The sequence below is a fragment of the Burkholderia arboris genome, from assembly GCF_902499125.1.
Lineage (GTDB): Bacteria > Pseudomonadota > Gammaproteobacteria > Burkholderiales > Burkholderiaceae > Burkholderia > Burkholderia arboris.
This window is the reverse complement of the sequence record NZ_CABVPX010000014.1, coordinates 95953-113661: the sequence shown is the minus strand read 5'-3', so window position 1 is coordinate 113661 and position 17709 is coordinate 95953. Positions and strand designations below refer to the sequence as shown.

19 protein-coding genes are annotated in these 17709 nt (G+C 67.0%); 9 read left to right on the top strand and 10 right to left on the bottom strand.

What is annotated here, in order from left to right:
- The first annotated feature begins 16 nt into the window (after window positions 1-16).
- Both BLA15945_RS18675 and BLA15945_RS18670 read left to right on the top strand, forming a co-directional pair.
- Entirely contained in the window at window positions 17-355 is a 339-nt protein-coding gene (locus BLA15945_RS18675) for a type II toxin-antitoxin system RelE/ParE family toxin (protein WP_059237391.1), read from the top strand.
- 3 nt (window positions 356-358) lie between these two features.
- Window positions 359-658 (top strand): addiction module antidote protein, encoded by a 300-nt coding sequence (locus BLA15945_RS18670; RefSeq protein ID WP_174993106.1) that lies wholly within the window; start codon window positions 359-361, stop codon window positions 656-658.
- Window positions 659-707: 49 nt separating this feature from the next.
- Here BLA15945_RS18670 and BLA15945_RS18665 read toward each other — a convergent pair whose 3' ends face one another.
- The 5 genes from BLA15945_RS18665 to andAc all read right to left on the bottom strand — a co-directional run bounded on the left by BLA15945_RS18665 (window position 708) and on the right by andAc (window position 5418).
- The gene (locus BLA15945_RS18665) at window positions 708-1994 is read right to left on the bottom strand and encodes a DUF445 domain-containing protein (protein ID WP_059237392.1); all 1287 of its coding nucleotides are present in this window, start codon (window positions 1992-1994) and stop codon (window positions 708-710) included.
- 107 nt (window positions 1995-2101) lie between these two features.
- The gene (gene andAa, locus BLA15945_RS18660; RefSeq protein WP_174993105.1) at window positions 2102-3322 is read right to left on the bottom strand and encodes an anthranilate 1,2-dioxygenase system ferredoxin--NAD(+) reductase; all 1221 of its coding nucleotides are present in this window, start codon (window positions 3320-3322) and stop codon (window positions 2102-2104) included.
- Window positions 3312-3638 carry an anthranilate 1,2-dioxygenase ferredoxin subunit AndAb gene (gene andAb, locus BLA15945_RS18655; RefSeq protein ID WP_059237394.1) on the bottom strand — a complete coding sequence of 109 codons (327 nt, stop codon included), beginning with the start codon at window positions 3636-3638 and terminating at the stop codon, window positions 3312-3314. Before andAb ends, andAa begins: the two co-directional genes overlap by 11 nt.
- Before the next feature lie 17 nt (window positions 3639-3655).
- Window positions 3656-4132 carry an anthranilate 1,2-dioxygenase small subunit AndAd gene (gene andAd / locus BLA15945_RS18650; protein ID WP_059237395.1) on the bottom strand — a complete coding sequence of 159 codons (477 nt, stop codon included), beginning with the start codon at window positions 4130-4132 and terminating at the stop codon, window positions 3656-3658.
- Between the two features lie 14 nt (window positions 4133-4146).
- Window positions 4147-5418 (bottom strand): anthranilate 1,2-dioxygenase large subunit AndAc, encoded by a 1272-nt coding sequence (gene andAc / locus BLA15945_RS18645; protein ID WP_174993104.1) that lies wholly within the window; start codon window positions 5416-5418, stop codon window positions 4147-4149.
- A 213-nt stretch (window positions 5419-5631) separates the two neighbouring features.
- On the opposite strand from andAc, the gene andR reads away from it, so the two are divergent.
- Window positions 5632-6591: an anthranilate 1,2-dioxygenase regulatory protein AndR gene (gene andR / locus BLA15945_RS18640; RefSeq protein WP_059237396.1), complete on the top strand. Its 960-nt coding sequence runs from the start codon at window positions 5632-5634 to the stop codon at window positions 6589-6591.
- A 157-nt stretch (window positions 6592-6748) separates the two neighbouring features.
- On the opposite strand, the gene BLA15945_RS18635 is transcribed toward andR, so the two are convergent.
- A complete protein-coding gene (locus BLA15945_RS18635) occupies window positions 6749-7639 on the bottom strand; it encodes a LysR family transcriptional regulator (RefSeq protein ID WP_059237397.1) in 891 nt (296 codons plus the stop codon).
- A 91-nt stretch (window positions 7640-7730) separates the two neighbouring features.
- On the opposite strand from BLA15945_RS18635, the gene BLA15945_RS18630 reads away from it, so the two are divergent.
- The 3 genes from BLA15945_RS18630 to catC are packed head-to-tail and all read left to right on the top strand — an operon-like array spanning window position 7731 to window position 10133.
- Entirely contained in the window at window positions 7731-8864 is a 1134-nt protein-coding gene (locus BLA15945_RS18630) for a muconate/chloromuconate family cycloisomerase (protein WP_059237398.1), read from the top strand.
- A gap of 32 nt (window positions 8865-8896) precedes the next feature.
- Window positions 8897-9799 (top strand): catechol 1,2-dioxygenase, encoded by a 903-nt coding sequence (gene catA / locus BLA15945_RS18625; RefSeq protein ID WP_059237399.1) that lies wholly within the window; start codon window positions 8897-8899, stop codon window positions 9797-9799.
- Between the two features lie 43 nt (window positions 9800-9842).
- Window positions 9843-10133 carry a muconolactone Delta-isomerase gene (gene catC / locus BLA15945_RS18620; RefSeq protein WP_059237400.1) on the top strand — a complete coding sequence of 97 codons (291 nt, stop codon included), beginning with the start codon at window positions 9843-9845 and terminating at the stop codon, window positions 10131-10133.
- 140 nt (window positions 10134-10273) lie between these two features.
- Here catC and BLA15945_RS18615 read toward each other — a convergent pair whose 3' ends face one another.
- Entirely contained in the window at window positions 10274-11053 is a 780-nt protein-coding gene (locus BLA15945_RS18615; protein WP_174993103.1) for an NAD(P)H-dependent oxidoreductase, read from the bottom strand.
- 86 nt (window positions 11054-11139) lie between these two features.
- Here BLA15945_RS18615 and BLA15945_RS18610 point away from each other — a divergent pair, with 86 nt between their 5' ends.
- Together BLA15945_RS18610 and BLA15945_RS18605 are read left to right on the top strand one after the other, a co-directional pair.
- Window positions 11140-12033, top strand: a complete 894-nt coding sequence (locus tag BLA15945_RS18610; protein ID WP_059237402.1) for a LysR family transcriptional regulator — start codon at window positions 11140-11142, stop codon at window positions 12031-12033.
- A gap of 164 nt (window positions 12034-12197) precedes the next feature.
- On the top strand, window positions 12198-12602 hold the full coding sequence (locus tag BLA15945_RS18605) for a DUF2471 family protein (RefSeq protein ID WP_059237403.1): 405 nt from the start codon (window positions 12198-12200) through the stop codon (window positions 12600-12602).
- A 192-nt stretch (window positions 12603-12794) separates the two neighbouring features.
- Here BLA15945_RS18605 and BLA15945_RS18600 read toward each other — a convergent pair whose 3' ends face one another.
- Window positions 12795-14828 carry an NADPH-dependent 2,4-dienoyl-CoA reductase gene (locus BLA15945_RS18600; RefSeq protein WP_174993102.1) on the bottom strand — a complete coding sequence of 678 codons (2034 nt, stop codon included), beginning with the start codon at window positions 14826-14828 and terminating at the stop codon, window positions 12795-12797.
- A 75-nt stretch (window positions 14829-14903) separates the two neighbouring features.
- On the opposite strand from BLA15945_RS18600, the gene BLA15945_RS18595 reads away from it, so the two are divergent.
- A complete protein-coding gene (locus tag BLA15945_RS18595; RefSeq protein WP_174993101.1) occupies window positions 14904-15986 on the top strand; it encodes an AraC family transcriptional regulator in 1083 nt (360 codons plus the stop codon).
- A gap of 24 nt (window positions 15987-16010) precedes the next feature.
- Here BLA15945_RS18595 and BLA15945_RS18590 read toward each other — a convergent pair whose 3' ends face one another.
- Both BLA15945_RS18590 and BLA15945_RS18585 read right to left on the bottom strand, forming a co-directional pair.
- Window positions 16011-16460, bottom strand: coding sequence for an aconitase X swivel domain-containing protein (locus BLA15945_RS18590; protein WP_059237406.1), 450 nt, complete (start codon window positions 16458-16460; stop codon window positions 16011-16013).
- Entirely contained in the window at window positions 16453-17700 is a 1248-nt protein-coding gene (locus tag BLA15945_RS18585) for an aconitase X (RefSeq protein ID WP_174993100.1), read from the bottom strand. The genes BLA15945_RS18590 and BLA15945_RS18585 overlap by 8 nt, the downstream gene beginning before the upstream one ends.
- Between the last annotated feature and the right edge of the window lie 9 nt (window positions 17701-17709).

Sequence of the window (17709 nt, the reverse complement as noted above, 5' to 3'; positions counted from 1 at the left end):
TCCTCGCATGTGAACCATGGTTGACATACTGCAATCGGTGCCCTACAGTGCGCCTACGTTCAGCGTCCGGACCACCGCCGTCTTCGACGCCTGGTTTGCCGGCCTGTCCGATCGCATCGCCAGGCGCCGCATCCAGGCGCGCATCGACCGCCTCTCGATGGGCAATCCGGGCGACTGGAAATCCGCCGGCTCGCCCATCGTCGAAATGCGCATCGATCACGGGCCCGGCTATCGCGTCTACTACGTCCGGCGTGGAATGCGCTGGGTGATCCTGCTCTGCGGCGGCGATAAATCGACGCAACAGGCCGATATCCGCGCCGCACACGCGATGCTTGCGCACCTCGACATGGAGTGATCGATGGACAAGATCAAGACCCGGCCGTGGGATTCGGCCGAACACCTGAAAACCGCAGACGACATGGCCGACTACTTCGACGCGTGCCTGCACGAGGCCGGCGACGATCCAGCCTTCATCGCGCACGCGCTAGGCGTGATCGCCCGTGCACGCGGCATGTCGCAGGTCGCGCGCGATGCGGGGCTGTCGCGCGAAGGGCTGTACAAGGCGCTGTCGCACGACGGCAACCCGAGCTTCGGCACGATCCTGAAGGTCATCAAGGCGCTCGGCCTGCAGTTGCACGGCTCGAAAGCGCACGCGTGATGCGCGGGCGCGCGGCATCGCGCCGTCTGCGCGCTCCCCGCCGGCCGCGTCAATGCAGCCAGCCGGCCGCCCAGCGCGGCACCAGCGACACCAGATACAGCCCGAGCCCGATCAGCCCGCCGACCAGCGTACCGTTGATGCGGATGTATTGCAGATCCTTGCCGATGTTCAGCTCGATCTGACGCGACATCTCTCGCGCATCCCAGTTGCGCACCGTGTCGCGAATATGGCGCATCAGGAAATCGGCGAAATCCGGCGCCATCTCGTGTACGGCGCGCTCGACGTGTTCGTTCAGCGACGCGCGCAGTGCCGGGCTCTCGGCGAGCCGCGCGCCGAGCCAGCCGCCGAGCGTCGCGGCCTGCCGGTGCAGCGCCGAATCGGTACGCGCGAGATCGGCCTTCAGCCACGCGCGCAACTGGTCCCACAGGTCGCGCACATATTCGTTGAATGCATCGCCGTCGCGGATATAGCGCCTGATCTCCTCGCCCTTCGCGATGAATGCGGGATCGTGCTTCAGCCGCTCGGTCAGCCGCACGACCGTCCGGTCGAAACGTTGCCGCAACTCGTGCTCGGGGTCGGCCGCCACGTCTTCGAGCACACGGCTCACCGCGCTCGCGAGCATCCGCGCGCCGTTCTCGCCGAACCACTGCGTCGGCATGATCTTCTCGACCTTCGGATACTGCGTCTTCAGCCATTCGACGATGAAGCCCGCGATCACCTCGCGGTTCTCTTCCTTGTCGAGCACGTCGACTACCTGTTCGATCGCGTCGTCGAGCAGCACCTGGTGGCGGCCGTCCTTCGTCAGCGTATCGAGAATCGCGCCGGCCGATTGCGACAGGTCGACCCGGTCGATCACCGCGCGGAACGCATCGTGCACGAACGACTGGATCCGCGCGTCGTCGGTCATGTCGAGCGCGAAGCTCATCAGCTTCGTCACGTAACCGCCGAGCGCATCGGTGTTCGCGGGTTCGCCGAGCCATGCGCCGAGTTTCCGCGCGGGATCGTGCTGGCGGATCTGCGCGGCGAGCGCGTCGGGACCGAGGAATTTCTCGCGCACGAACACCGCGAGGTTGTCGGCGATCTTGTCCTTGTTCTTCGGAATGATCTCGGTATGGCGCGACACGAACGGGATCGGCACGCGGCGGAACAGCGCGACGACCGCGAACCAGTCGGCGAGCGCGCCGACCATTGCGGCTTCGGCCACGGCCTTGACGCCGTCGACCCACGGGCCGCGCGGCAGCAGGATCGTCGTGACGAACACCGCGACGGCGGCCAGCAGCAGCCACAGGGCGCGGCGCTTGCTGCGTTTCAGTTCGAGAGCTTTGTCGGGCGTCATGGAGGACCGGCGGATCGGCGATGCCGCTAATATCCCCGATTTCGCCGCGGCCGACAAACGCGCAGGCGGAGTCGGGATGCACGGCGCACGCGCCGCGCATCCCGTTCCTACATGAACGACTTCAGGTTCACCGCCGGATCGGCCAGCTTCACCGGATCGGGCACCGCCCCTGCCGCGATCAGGCGGCGCGACGCGCCGATGTCGCGCCCGAGGTTCGCCGCGGCCACCGCGACGATCCTGCCGTCGCCGCCGAGCCCGAACACCGTGAATGGCCCGCTCGCCGGATCGCCGCGCACGACGATCGTGCGTTCGCTGCCGAACAGCCCGAGCATCTGCAGGTTGCAATCGTACTGATCGGACCACAGCCACGGCAGCTCGGCATAGGTGTCGTCGGCGCCGAGCAGGTTCGCGGCCGCGACGGCCGGCTGGTTTTCGGCCACCTGCCACGACTCGATCCGCACGTGACGCCCGAGCAGCGGATTGAAGTGCATCGTCACCTCGCCCGCCGCGAAGATCGCCGGATCGGCCGTGCGGCAGCCCGCATCGACGCGGATCCCGTTGTCGACGTCGAGCCCGGCCGCCTGCGCCAGCTCGATGTTCGGCACCACGCCGATACCGACCACGACGATGTCGGCCTGCACGTCACCGCGATCGGTCTCGACGATCGCGCCGCCGCCCGGTGCGCGACGGATCGCGCTGGGCAGCGTCGCCATCTGGAACACCACGCCGCGCGCATCGTGCAACTGGCGCGCATATGCGCCAACCACGTCCGGCAACGCACGCTGCAGCAAACGCGGCGCCGGATCGATCACCGCCACGTCGCAACCAAGCTGGCGTGCCGCCGCCGCGACCTCCAGCCCGATGAAACCGCCGCCGAGCACCGCCACGCGACGACCCGAAGCAAGTTGCGCACGCAATGCACGCGCATCGTCCACCGTGCGGACGTAGTGCGGCACGACGCCTTCGTCGATTGCACCGCCGAACGTGCGCACGCGCGAACCCGTCGCGAGCACGAGCCGTGCGTACGGCAACGTCGTGCCGTCGTCGAGCCGCACGCGCTGCGCATCGCGCTCGATCGCATCGACGCGCGTGCCGAGCCGCAGCTCGATGCGTTGCGCGTCGTACCACGCCGCATCGCGCACGAACGCGCGCTGCTCGCCGCCGTCCGTCAGCAGCGCGTCCTTCGACAGCGCGGGCCGGTCGTACGGCAGTGCGCGCTCCGCGCCGATCATCACGATGCGCGCCGCCGCGTCGCGTTCGCGCAGCGCTTCGGCCGTGCGCCGCGCCGCGTGGCCGGCGCCGGCGATCACGAACGGATCAGCCGACATTGACTTCCACCTGGCCGTCGACGATCCGGATCGGATAGGTCCGCACCGGCTCCGTGATCGGCGCGCATTTCGGCGCACCGGTGCGGATGTCGATCAGCCCCTGGTGCAGCGGACATTCGACACAGCCGTCCTCCACGTAGCCTTCGGACAGCCGCGCATGGCCGTGCGTACAGAGGTCGTGCATCGCAAACAGTTCGTCGCCGATCCGGAATATGGCGATCGGCTTCTGGCCGGCGACGCGCGCCGCCGGTTCGTCCTCGGAGAATTCGTCGAAAGCGCCGAGCGGATGCCACTCGGCCAGCGTTGCTTCGGTCATGTCTGTTCCTTGCTTCGTCAGATCGGCGTCGCGAGCAGCGTCTGCACGCGCGACGTGTCGTAGATCACCCGCTTGGTCTTGTAGCGCAGCCCGTCGGGCGTGCGCACGACCGTGTCGTAGTACTTGCCGGCCTGATACACGTTCGATTCGCCGTTGCTGCGCGTCTGCACGACGACGTAGTTGCTCTCGGTATCGATCTCGCCGTCGCGCTCGGCGACGATCGTCAGGCCCGACGTCATGTGCCGGTACGTGTGCTCTTCGTAGATGTTCGCGTGCCGCAGCGACACCACGCGGTCGCGCAGCATCCGCTGGTTCGTGCAGTGGACGATCCCGACCGGCAGCCCGAGATCGGCGTTTTCCTTCGGCACGATTTCGTACAGGCAGTCCTCGGTGAACATCTCCGGCCAGTGTTCGAGCCGGTCGTTGTCGAGGTGCCCGATATAGCGGTTCTGGAGCATGTAAATCTCGAACCACGTCTTCATGTCTTCCGTCATTTTTCGCTCCCGCCTCAATAGCCCATCAGCTTCTGGTAGCCGACCCAGAACTTGCGGATCAGGCTCTCGGTGATTACCGTGTCCTGCTGGTCCGGATTGCCGCGCGACATCTCGATCACCGACGTCGCATCGGCATCGCGCACCGTGCCGCGCTGCACGAGCTCGGTCGCTTCCGTGTCTTCCATCGAGATGTAGCCGGCCGGCCCGACGAGGTTCGCCTGCTTGATGCGCAGCGCGCGCAGTTCGGGCGTGTCGTCCGCGTAACCGAAGAAGTGGAAGATCAGCTCGAAGTTGTCGGGGCCCTTCGGCAGGATCTGCCGTGCGACCAGCGTGTTGTGGATCTGCTGGATCACGAGCTGCGGGAAGATCGGCTGGATATGGTTCGTGCAATCCTCGTCGTATTCCGACACGAGATCGAGGATCGATTCGTCCTCGAGGTGGAAGCCCTCGTCGAACGAACGGATGTTCTGCTGCTTGTACGCGGCCGACGTGTCGTCGTTCGTCTTCGTCACCGTGATGATGCTGTGCAGGCCGTGGTTTGCATCCGGAATCGAGCGCGCCTTCATCCCGACGCGGAAGATGTTGAAGGTCGTATGGAACAGGTGCAGCATGCTCGCGTGATACGGATCCTTCACGTTCTCCATGTACAGCTTCCAGTTCGACTTCGAATACTGGCGCGTACAACCGAGATACTCGATCGGCTTGTGGAAAATGCGGTCGATCCACGGGCGCATCTGCTCGCCGAGATACTCGGGCAGCGGCGCGACCTCGTCGCTGAAGCTCGCGAACACGAGCCCGCGATAGCTGTCGACGCGCAGCTGGCGCAGCCCGTGCTGCTTCGGGTCGAAGTCGGCCGGCATCCCGGTCATCCCCTTCTGGCCGCGCCGGAACGGCACGCCGAGCAGGTTGCCCTGGTTGTCGAAGCTCCACTGGTGATACACGCACGTATGCGAGCTCGCGTTGCCGCGCGACTTGCGGCACACCTGCGCGCCGCGGTGCGCGCAGCGGTTCACCCACGCCGAGAGCGTGCCGTCCTCGGTGCGCGTGACGACCACCGGCGTGTCGCCGACGAACGTGCTCTTGAAGTCGCCGGCCTTCGGGATTTCGGCTTCGAGCGCGACGAAGTTCCACGTCGGCCCGCGGAAAATGCGCTCCTGCTCGCGATCGTAGACCGCACGCGAGCTGAACACCTTGTACGGCACGCGCGAGCCATCGTCGTGCGGAAAGGTCACGTCGGATGCGTCGCCGCGTGCGGCGAAAACGACGGGCGATTCTGTCTGCTCCATGTCGGACTCCTTGTCGATCCGTTGCGTTGAATGCATGGAGCCGATTTTTGAAAAGCTAATATTCGCCGTCTATCCGGAAAGTGCGATTGCGGCGGTGCAATATCCACTTTCGGCGGATTTCTGCGCTAGCATGGCGGCACACGCGACCCGTCGCACGATCGCGACCCATTCGTCGGATCGAAGCGCACGTCGCCCATACCAAGGCTGAGGCCCATGTCCCCAACGTCGTTCGAGCCGCTCGCGCTGCGCGCGCACCGGCTGTTCGAATCCCGCGATCTCGACGAGACGCGCGAGCGCATCTCGCGCGTGATGCAGCCGCATGCACTGCTGCCGAACGGCCGCGTGCACGGTGCGTCGCACATGGATTTCGTCAGGCTCGGCGGGCTCGGGATCGGCGCGATCGCGTTCGGCGACGCGATGCGCGTGCAGGTCGACGCGGTCGACGGCTATTACCTGCTGATGTTCTGCCTGTCCGGGCATGCCGACGTACGCGCGATGGGGCGGCAACTCGGCGTCGACGGCCAGACCGGCGTGCTGTGCGCCCCCGGCGAGCCCTTCGACGCGGTGCTGTCCGCCGACTGCGAGCAGTTCGTGCTGCGCATCGACGCGGCAACCGTCGGTTCGCTGACCGGCGACCCGCGCGCGACCCTCGACCCCGTGCTGCACATCAGCGACGCCGCACTCGCCGCGTGGCGCCAGCAGTTGATGCTCGTCGCACGGTCGCCCGAACTGCTCGAACGGGCGAATGCGAACCCGCGTGTCGCGTCGCAGCTCGAGCACTTGCTGATCGACCTGCTGATCGAAGGCCATCCGCCATCGGTGCTGCAAGCGTCGCACCGCGACCCGGCGCCGGGCTTCGTGCGACGCGCGCAGGAGTTCGTGAACGCGCACTACGCGCAGCCGCTGCAGCTCGCCGATATCGTCCAGGCCGCCAACGTGCCCGAACGGACGCTGCGCGACGCATTCCTGCAATTCCGCGGGATGAGCCCGATGCAATACCTGCGCGCGACACGGCTCGACCATGCGCGAGAGTTGCTGCGCGGCACGGCGTCCGACCGGCGGATCGCCGATGTCGCGCTCGATTGCGGGTTTACGCACCTCGGGCGGTTCGCGATCGCGTATCGGGAAAAATTCGGCGAATCGCCGTCGGAAACGCTCGACGGGAAGCGGTAGCCGTTACCGTTCGCCTGGCACGCCGCGCGACGGCTTGCCGGCCGGCTGCGACGGAAGCCGGGACGGTATGTCATCGCGCCACCCTCGCCGAATTCGGCGGTGCGCGCGGAAACCGACCGTTAGTTGCGATTTATTGTGTCGACGTCGGCCGTTACCGCTACGCCGCCGGCACGATCATCTCCCGCGCAATCGCGCAGAACGCCGCCGTAGCCGCGCTTTCGCCATGCAGCCGGCGGCTCATGATGATCGGCGACGTCGCGGCCGGCTCCGGCAGCCGCCGGTAGACGACGCCCCTCACCCGCACGCCCTCCACGCTCTCCGGCACCAGCGACACGCCCACCTGCGCGGCGACGAGCCCGAGCGCCGTCTGCAGCTCGCGCACCTCGTGAACGGCCGCCGGCACGACCGCGCCGTCGCGCAGTGCCGACAGTTGCTGGTCGGCGAAGCTCGGTCGCGGTGTGCTCGGGTAGACGATCATCGTCTCGTTCGCGATATCCGCGAGCGTCAGCGGCCGGTCCGGATCGGCGAGCGGATGCCCGACCGGCAGCGCCGCGATCAGCTTTTCCTCGATCAGCGCCTCGCGCACCAGTTGATCGTCGTCGAAGCGCAGCCGGCCGAACCCGACGTCGATCCGCCCGCCCTTCAGCGCGCCGAGCTGTTCGAGCGTGAACATTTCGATCAGCGACAGCTCGACGTCCGGCTGCGCCTCGCGAAACGCGCGGATCACGTCCGGCAGCGCGCCATACAGCGTCGACGGCACGAAACCGATCACGATCCGCTCCGACAGCTGCGCGAGCCGCCGCGTCAGCGGGCCGAGCTCGTCGGCCTGGTCGACGAGGCGCTTCGCCTGCGCATAGAACACGCGCCCCGCATCGGTCAGTTTCAGCGGCCGCGCGCCGCGCTCGAACAGCGGCAAGCCGATCTCGTCCTCGATCGCCTGGAGCTGGCGGCTCAGCGGCGGCTGCGTCATGTGCAGCCGCTCCGCCGCCCGCGTGATGTTCATTTCCTCGGCAACGGCGATGAAGTAGCGGAGCTGACGCAATTCCATTTCATGCCCCAAAGGTATGGAAGTAGTCGGAAAGAGTGTTGGACGACGCGGTGCGGGAATTCCTACCATGTGCACCAACAGGAGGAATCGCATGATAGCAACTGCCGCCACCATCGAACGCATCGAGACGATCCTCGTCGACGTGCCGACGATCAGGCCCCACAAATTGTCGGTCGCGACGATGAATTGCCAGACCCTCGTGCTGGTCCGTGTTCGATGCACGGACGGTATCGAAGGCGTCGGCGAGGCGACGACCATCGGCGGTCTCGCGTACGGCGAGGAGAGCCCCGAAAGCATCAAGGTCAACATCGACACGTACTTTGCGCCGCTGCTGCAGGGCATGGACGCGACGCGTCCGGGCGCCGCGCTGGCGCGCGCGCGCAAGCTGTTCCAGGGCAACCGTTTCGCGAAGTGCGCGATCGAAACTGCGCTGTTCGACGCGCAGGCGCAGCGTCTGGGCGTGCCGCTGTCGGAGCTGTTCGGCGGCCGCCGGGTCGATGCGGTCGATGTTGCGTGGACGCTCGCGAGCGGCGATACGCAGCGCGACATCGCGGAAGCCGAAGCGATGCTCGAAGCCCGCCGCCATCGCGCGTTCAAGCTGAAGATCGGTTCGAACGCAGTCGCCGACGACGTCGCACACGTGGTCGCGATCAAGCGCGCGCTCGGCGAGCGCGGCGACGTGCGGGTCGACGTGAATCAGGCATGGAGCGAAACCGATGCGATCTGGGCCGGCGCGCGACTGGCGGAAGCCGGCGTGAGCCTCGTCGAGCAGCCGATCGCCGCGACCAACCGCGCGGGGCTCAAGCGCCTCACGCAGCTCGCGCAGGTGCCGATCATGGCGGACGAAGCGCTGCACGGCCCCGTCGATGCATTCGCGCTCGCGCAGGACCGCGCGGCCGACGTGTTCGCGGTGAAGATCGCGCAATCGGGCGGCCTGCAAGGCGCGGCGAGCGTCGCGTCGATCGCGGCGGCGGCCGGCATCGAGCTGTACGGCGGCACGATGCTCGAAGGCGCGGCCGGCACGATGGCGTCCGCGCAACTGTTCAGCACGTTCGACTCGCTGAAATGGGGCACCGAACTGTTCGGCCCGCTGCTGCTCACCGAGGAAATCCTCGTCGAGCCGCTGCGTTACGAGGATTTCAAGCTGCATCTGCCGGCGACGCCCGGCCTCGGCATCACCTTCGACTGGGCCCGCATCGAACGGATGCGACGCGACGCCCGCTGATCCCCACACGACAACCGAAACCGGAGACACAGATGAACAAGCAAGCCATCGACGCACTGCTGAAGACCTTCGACGACGCCGCAGAGAAACCCGGCAACCCGCGCGTGCGCGCGATCGTCAACCGGATCGTGCAGGACATCTGCTACACGATCGAGGACTTCGACGTGCAGCCGAGCGAATTCTGGACGGCGCTGAACTACCTGAACGAAGCCGGCCGCGAATTCGGGCTGATCGCCGCGGGCCTCGGCCTCGAGCGCTTCCTCGACGTGCGGATGGACGAAGCCGAGGAAAAGGCCGGCATCCAGGGCGGCACGCCGCGCACGATCGAAGGGCCGCTGTATGTCGCCGGCGCACCGGAATCGGTCGGCCATGCGCGTCTCGACGACGGCACCGATCCGGGCCAGACGCTGATCATGCGCGGCCAGGTGCTCGGCCAGGACGGTGCACCGATCGCGAATGCGCTCGTCGAGGTGTGGCACGCGAACCACCTGGGCAACTACTCGTACTTCGACCAGTCGCAGCCCGCGTTCAACCTGCGCCGCTCGATCCGCACCGACGCCGACGGCCGCTACAGCTTCCGCAGCGTGCTGCCGGTCGGCTACAGCGTGCCGCCGGGCAGCAAGACCGAGCAACTGCTCGACCAGCTCGGCCGTCATGGCCATCGCCCGGCGCACATTCACTTCTTCGTTTCGGCGGACGGTTATCGTAAGCTGACGACGCAGATCAACATCGACGGCGATCCGCATCTGTGGGACGACTTTGCGTTCGCGACGCGCGACGGCCTGATCCCGCCGGTCAAGCAGGCCGAAGGCGCGGAAGGCAAACCGTACGGCGTCGACGGGCAGTTCGCGCTGATCGACTTCGATTTCTCGCTGCTCAAGGAAAAGCAGGACGTACCGGGAAGCGAAGTCGAGCGGGCACGCGCGCAGGCCTGAGCGCCCTTCCCGTTCGACGAATCGACAACTCAAGGAGTGCAGGATGCTGTTTCATGTGGAAATGACCGTTCGCCTGCCGGCGGACATGGATCCGGTCAAGGCGGCCACGCTGAAGGCGGAAGAAAAGGCGATGTGCCAGCGGTTGATGAACGAAGGCGTCTGGCGCCATCTGTGGCGGATCGCCGGGCAATATGCGAACGTCAGCATCTTCGACGTCGAGAGCGTGCAGCAACTGCATGACCTGCTGAGCCAGCTGCCGCTGTTTCCGTACATGGAGATGGAAGTGCGGGCGCTGTGCCGGCATCCGTCGTCGATTCGCGACGACGACCGGTAAGCAGCGGTGAAGCGCGGCCGTGACCGACGGCCGCGAGCTGCACGATCCGGGCGGCCCGCGATGTCTCGCAGGCTGCGCGGGTCGTTTTGCGTTTGGCGGCGGTTGCCCGTGCCGTACGGCATCGGCGTGCGCGGCAACCGTCACGCGGTCAGATGCGCCGCAAACCCCACCTTCCCCGGCGCGATCCCGTCCTTCAGCGTCAGCGCGGGAATCTCGTAGTCGCCGGTGTTCTGCTGCCGGAACGGAATCGGCTGCGTGGTCCACAGATCGTCGAGCCGCCGGCCGAGCGCCGCGCGCGTTTCGGCGAAGCGCGCTTCGTTCATCTTGCCCGTCCGGTAGATCACGAACGGCGGCAGCACGTCGAACCCCGGGTAATACAGCACGCCGTGCTGGATCGGAAACAGCACGTCGTCGATCGGCCCGTTGATGCCACGCGGGCTGTAGTGCGACTCCCACCCGCCCGTCGTGACGACCACCATCGCCCGCTTGCCGGCAAACATGCCTTCGCCGTAGCGATCGCCCCAGTGCGTATCGGAATGCTCGCCAACACCGTACGCGAAGCCGTACGCATACACACGCTCGAACCAGCCCTTCATGATCGCCGGCATCGAGAACCACCACAGCGGGAATTGCAGGATCACCGCGTCGGCCCACTTCAGCTTCTCCTGCTCGCGCGCGATGTCGTCGCTTTGCGTGCCGGCCGCAAATGCGCGCTTCGAGTCGAGCGACGGATCGAAGCGCGCGTCGGGCGCACGATCGGTCACGTCGTTCGCATCGAACGCCGCCTTCCAGTTCATTGCATACAGGTCGGTCACCTGCACCGCGTGGCCGGCCGCTTCGAGATGCGCGACGGCGAAGTCGCGCAGCGCGCCGTTCAGCGAACGCGGTTCGGGATGGGCATACACGATCAGCACCTTCATGTTCGTCACTCCGTGGATTGAATGACTGCAGGATGCCGCTGCCAAAGGTATATTTGAAATGAATTCCTGATATTCCAGGTATAGCCATGAATAATCTCAGGCGGCTCGATCTGAACCTGCTCGTCACGCTGGACGTGCTGCTCGCCGAGCACAACGTCACGCGCGCGGCCGAGAAGCTGAACATGTCGCAGCCGTCGGTCAGCGTACAGCTGCAGAAACTGCGCGACGTGTTCGGCGATCCGCTGCTGTTGCCCGGGCCCCGCGGGATGCGGCCGACCGCGCGCGCGGAAGCGTTGCGCGCGCCGTTACGCGATGCGCTCGAAGCGGTCGAACGCGCGGTGATTCCGGCCACGCCGTTCGATCCCGCGACCGCGACGGACACGTGGCGCGTGGCCGCGACCGACTACGGCGAATCGACGATCGTGCTGCCCGCGCTGAATACGCTGCGCTCGGCCGCGCCCGGTACGCGGCTCGCCGTCGTCGAACTCGTGCCGCCGCGCATCGAGCAGGATGCCGAACGAAACGGCATCGACCTCGCGTTCCATACAACCGAGGGTTCACCGCCCGGCATGCGGCGCCTGCCGCTGTTCGTCGAGCGTTACGTGCTGATCGGCCGCGCCGGGCATCCGAAGCTGAAACGGCGCCCGACGCTCGCGCAGTTCGGCACGCTCGAGCACGTGATCGTGTCGCCCGACGGCGGCGGCTTCTTCGGCGTGACGGACGAAGCGCTCGCGAAGGTCGGCGCCGCGCGGCGCGTCGTGCTGTCGGTGCCGCACTTCCTGTTCGTGATGTCGGCCGTTGCGAGCACCGATCTCGTCGCGATGCTGCCCGAGCGGCTGGTGCGCGACGTGCCCGCGCTGCGGGTGGTGGACGCGCCGGTCGAGGTGCCAGGCTATGAAATGTCGATGCTGTGGCACGAGCGCGTGCATCGCGATCCGGCGCATCGGTGGCTGCGGGAGACGATCGCGGCAGCGGTGTAAGCCGTTCGCCGGATCGGTACGGCCGCCCGCTGCGAGCGCCGCGGCACGAAATCCTTCATTCGGGGCTTGAAACCCCGCCAAACACTGTATATATTTACAGTGCTTTTGCACCATTTGACCCGAATTCCGTCATCCACAGACGAACGGACTTTTGTGAGGCGACCATGTTCCAGGCATCCGCATTCGATCCCGAGCAACCCGGCTTCAATCCCGTCCACTTCGAGCGCGCCGCGCAGCGGGCGGTCGTCGATTTGCAGCGTGTCGCGGGCGGCCCCGCGCAACGTGCGCTCGGCCTGCGGCGCCGCACCCATCCTGCGGCCGTCCGCACGATGAGCTGGCAGGCGCTGCTGAACGTCGAAGAGCTGGCATTCTCGAATGCCGGTTTCCTGAACCGCAACGATCCGGCCGTCGTCGACGCGTTCATCCGGCTGCGCGACAGCCGGCTGGTCGCCGCGGACGTCGAGGAACCGGTCGACTGGCGCCGCGACGATGACGACCTGCCGGCCATCTACCTGATCGTCAAGGCGATGCTCGACGCGGAAGAGGAAGAACGGGCCGAAGCGGCCTGACGCGTTATGACCGTTCGCGGTCACGATCTGCCGGAGCCGCGCCGCCACGTTGCGTGGTGACGCGGTCGGCGCTGCCGTTCATGGCGGCCCTGCGTCAGCAAATCGGCGCACCGGACGGCCGCCGCAAACCGTCGCGCAGGCGGCTCTCCGCCGCGCGACGTCCGTCCAGGCGACCGTCAAAGCCGCCGCCCGTTACAGCCTTGCCGCCAGCCGTGAGCCCTGATCGATCGCGCGCTTCGCATCGAGTTCGGCGGCCAGTTCCGCGCCGCCGATCAGATGCACCGAGCGCCCGGCCGCCTGCAGCGGCGCGAGCAATGCGCGCTGCGGCTCCTGCCCCGTGCAGAGCACGATCGTGTCGGCTTCGATCAGCTCGTGGTCGGTGCGCTGCTCGCCGTACGACACGTGCAGCCCGCGCGCGTCGATCCGCTCGTAGTTCACGCCACCGACCATCTTCACCTGCTTCATCTTCAGCGTCGCGCGGTGAATCCAGCCGGTCGTCTTGCCGAGCCCCTTGCCGAGCGGCGCGGCCTTGCGCTGCAGCAGCGTCACTTCACGCGCGGGCGCCGAGACCTGCGCACGCGTCACGCCGCCGCGCGTCACGGCCGGGTCGGTCACGCCCCACTCGGCCTTCCATTCTTCCAGATCGAGCGCCGGCGATTCGCCGTCCTGCACCAGATATTCGGCGACATCGAAGCCGATCCCGCCCGCGCCGACCACCGCGACCCGCCGTCCGACCGGCTGCTTGCCCGCGAGCACGTCGATATAGCTGAGCACGTTCGGCCCGTCCTGCCCCGGAATCTTCGGATCGCGCGGCGCGACGCCCGTTGCGAGCACGATCTCGTCGTAACCGCCCGCGATCAGGTCGCTCGCATCGACGCGGCGGTTCAGGTGCAGGTTCACGCCGGTCAGCTCGACCTGGCGGCCGAAGTAGCTCAGCGCTTCATGAAACTCTTCCTTGCCCGGCACCTGCTTCGCCATGTTGAACTGGCCGCCGATCTCCGCTGCGCCGTCGAACAGGTCGACGTGATGGCCACGCTGCGCGAGCACGGTCGAGCATGCGAGCCCGGCCGGCCCCGCGCCGACCACCGCGATGCGTTTCGGCTGCTGCACGGGCGTGTATTTCAGCTCCGTCTCGTGGCACGCGCGCGGATTCAGCAGGCACGACGCGATCTTGTTCTTGAACGCGTGATCGAGACACGCCTGGTTGCAGCCGATGCAGGTGTTGATCTCGTCGGCGCGGCCTTGCGCGGCCTTGACGACGAATTCGGCATCCGCGAGCAGCGGGCGCGCCATCGACACCATGTCCGCGCAGCCATCCGCGAGAATCTGCTCGGCCACTTCCGGCCGGTTGATCCGGTTGGTCGTCACGAGCGGAATGCCGACCTCGCCCTTCATCTTCTTCGTCACCCACGCGAACGCACCGCGCGGCACCGACGTCGCGATCGTCGGCACACGCGCCTCATGCCAGCCGATCCCCGTGTTGATGATCGTCGCGCCCGCGCGCTCGACGGCCTTCGCGAGCTGCACGGTTTCGTTCCAGTCGCTGCCGTCCGGAATCAGATCGAGCATCGACAGCCGGTAGATCAGGATGAAATCGCGGCCGACCGCTTCGCGCGTGCGCTCGATGATCTCGATCGGCAGACGGATGCGGTTCTCGTACGAGCCGCCCCACTGGTCGGTGCGCTTGTTCGTATGCATCGAGATGAACTGGTTGATCAGGTAGCCCTCGGAGCCCATGATCTCGACGCCGTCGTAACCGGCTTCGCGCGCGAGCTTCGCGCAACGCACGAACGCGCGGATCTGCCGCTCGACGCCGCGCGCGCTCAGCTCATGCGGCGCGAACGGCGAGATCGGCGACTTGATCTTCGACGGCGCGACCGCGAACGGGTGATAACCATAGCGGCCCGTATGCAGGATCTGCAGCGCGATCTTGCCGTCCTCCGCATGCACGGCGTCCGTGATCTCGCGATGCCGGCGCGCGGCGGCCGACGTCATCAGCGTGCCGCCGAACGGCTTGGTCCAGCCGGCCACGTTCGGCGCGAAGCCGCCCGTCACGATCAGGCCGACGCCGCCACGCGCGCGCTCGGCGAAATATTCGGCGAGGCGCGGCAGCGTCTTGCGGCTGTCTTCGAGGCCCGTGTGCATCGAGCCCATCAGCACGCGGTTCTTCAGCGTCGTGAAACCGAGATCGAGCGGCGCGAGCAGGTGGGGAAAGGAGGTTGTCATGATGAATCAGCCCAGAGTCGATGCCTGCCATCGTAGGCGCGCGCCGCCTTGAGCGTGAGGGGGCAAACAGCCATAATGCTTGTCATTTCCGGCCAAAATGACATGACCTCCCTTCTCGCCAAAGACCGCCTCGGGCTGCGCCGGCCGACGATTCCGGTTGCCTATACGCGCCTGCTGCTGCAGGCGCTGGGCGCACGCGGTGTCGACCTGGCCGCCGTGCGCGCCGGCACCGGCTTGCGCGACGCGGTGCTGGCCGAACCGGACGCACGCGTCGCGCCGTCGCAATGGGGGCGGCTCGTGCTCAATGCGATCGAGATCGGCGGCGATCCGGGCATCGGGCTCGCGTTTGGGCTGCTGTTGAAACCGACCGTGCACGGCTTTCTCGGCTACGCGACGCTGACCGCGCGGGACATCCGCGAAGCGCTGTCGGTCACGCAGCGCTACTTCCGGATGCGCAATCGCCAGTACCGGCTGACCTATGCGGAAGACGAACGCGGCGCGACGCTCGAACTGCACGGCGTGCAGGCAAGCCCCGTGCTGCAGCATCATGTGATGTTCGAATTCGTGCTGACGGGGCTCGCGCAGAACATCTCGCAATGGGCCGGGCGCGCGTCGCCGCCGATCAAGCTGCAGTTCGCGTGGCCGGAGCCTGCGTATTTCGCGCGCTATCGCGAACAGTTGCCGCCGGTCGAATTCGGCTGCACGGCGAACGCGCTGTGGATCGCGCGCGACGTGCTCGACTGGCCGCTGCCGCTCGCCGACGAAGTCGCGCACCGGCAGGCACTCGTGCAGGTCGAGCGCGAATATGCGCAGGTGCGCCAGGAGGAAGGGGATCTCGTCGAACGCGTGCGCGCGGAGCTGGCGCGCGCGGCAGGCGAATACCCGGGGCCGGAAATGCTCGCCGATGCCTTGCTCGTATCGACGCGCACGCTGCGGCGCCGGCTGGAGGAAGCCGGGTCGAGCTATCGGCAGTTGCTCGACGAAGCACGGTTTCGCGACGCGAAGCAGTTGCTCGCCGCGTCGGATCTGGACTTGAAGACGATCGCCGAGCGCTTGCAGTTCACCGACCCGGCGAATTTCACGCGCGCGTTCCGGCGCTGGGCCGGGCAGACACCGAGTGCGTACCGGGAAGCGGCTGCGGATGCGGCACGCGAGTAAAGCGGAACACTCGCATGCGATTCATCAGCCACCAACGGTAATCCGCGCGCCGCCCTCCCCCTCACCCGCCTCGATCCGCACATCGCCCGTCGCGGCGACGATCGCGTCGTACACGTCGTCGCTCACGCACACCACCGGCACCGCGATCGCATACAGCTCGGCGGCCACGATCGCGCCGATCGAGATGATCAGGTCGCGTTCCTTCAGCACGATCCCGACCGGCCCCGTGCCGTTGCGCACGGCTTCCGCGAGCACGCTGCTGCTCGAACTCGAGCCCTTCGCATGCGGCATCACCATCACCTTGCCGGCGAGGCTCGCCCCGGCCTGCGGATGGCCACGATCGACGATCCTGCCCGCGCCCGAGTCGTAGCCGCCCCAGAAGCTGAGCGGCTTGTCGAGCACGAACGGGCGTGCGCATGCGCTGCCCGGCACGAGCGTGTCGCCCGTCAATTGCTTGCCCGTCGCTTCAGTCATCGAATCGCACCTTTCCTTCGTACGCCGACCGCACGCATTCGCGCATGCTGCCGTATGCCACCGTCACGCCGATGTTCGCGGGCGCATACGACGCCCATTTCCCCGAGTTGGTCATCACCAGCCCCGACAGTTGCTTCATCACCGGCGTGATGTACGTGCAGGTGTCGACGACGATCTGGATGCCGCGCGCGGCGAACTTGCCAGCGAGGCCGGCTTCCTCCAGTTCCCACAGGATGAAGCGGCTCGTGTTCACGTAGAAATCGCAGGCCGGCTTGCCGTCGAACGCGTCGAGCAACGTGTCGAGCGTGCGGAATTCGGCGAGCGAGAAATGCGGCGTGCCGAGCGCCACCGCGACGAGTGCGTCGCCCGCCGCGCCGTGGTTCAGCGTGCGGCGAATCTCGTCGAGATCGGCCATCGTGACGTCGACCGTGCGTTGCGCCGATTGCCCGTGCAACGCGGCGCCGAGCGTCGGCGCCTCGGGCGTCACGCCCACTGCATGGAACAGCGCGACGGCGCCGCTCGATGCGGCGGCCGCGCCGAGCGCCTTGAGTTCGTCTTCGGTGGTGTCCGCCGGCAGCCCGACGATCGCCGGCACGACCGCGCCCGCGATCTTGCCGACAGCCAAGCCGAGCGCGGCGAAGTAAATGTCGCGCGACGGCAGGCGGGTGAAATCCGGCGCGTTGAATACGATCCGCGCCGCGCGGTTCGCTTCGACATGCAGCCCCGCATACGGTGCGCGCCCGGTGATCGCGGCGGCCAGATCGAGAAAATCGCCGTACCGGCTCGTGCGCGCGCCGAGCACCGAGTTCGCGAACACGATCGCATTCGATTCCGCCCACGCGATCTGCTCGCCCTTCGCGGGACGGTTCTTCAGTTGATACGGCGCGCACGTGAAGCTCGATTCGCAGCCGAGTTGCAGATGCGCGTCCATCAGGCGCTGCGCATCGCGCTGGATCGTGCGATCACCGTGGTACAGCTCGGGATGGATCAGGTCGAGCGACCCGACGTTCAGCGTGGTCGGCACCGCGACCTTCGCGCCGGTGTCGACGAAATACTCGACGAAGTCGAGGCTCGTCTGGCCGTGGTACAGACAGCCGTCGATATGGGCAGACGTAATGTCGATCAGGTGCGGCGCGGACATCACCTGCGCCGTACGCGCGACGATTCGCATCGCGCGCGCGACGCCATCGCCGAAATCCCCGCGCAACATCGCGTCGTCGCGGTCACTCAACTGCAGCATCGATTGCTC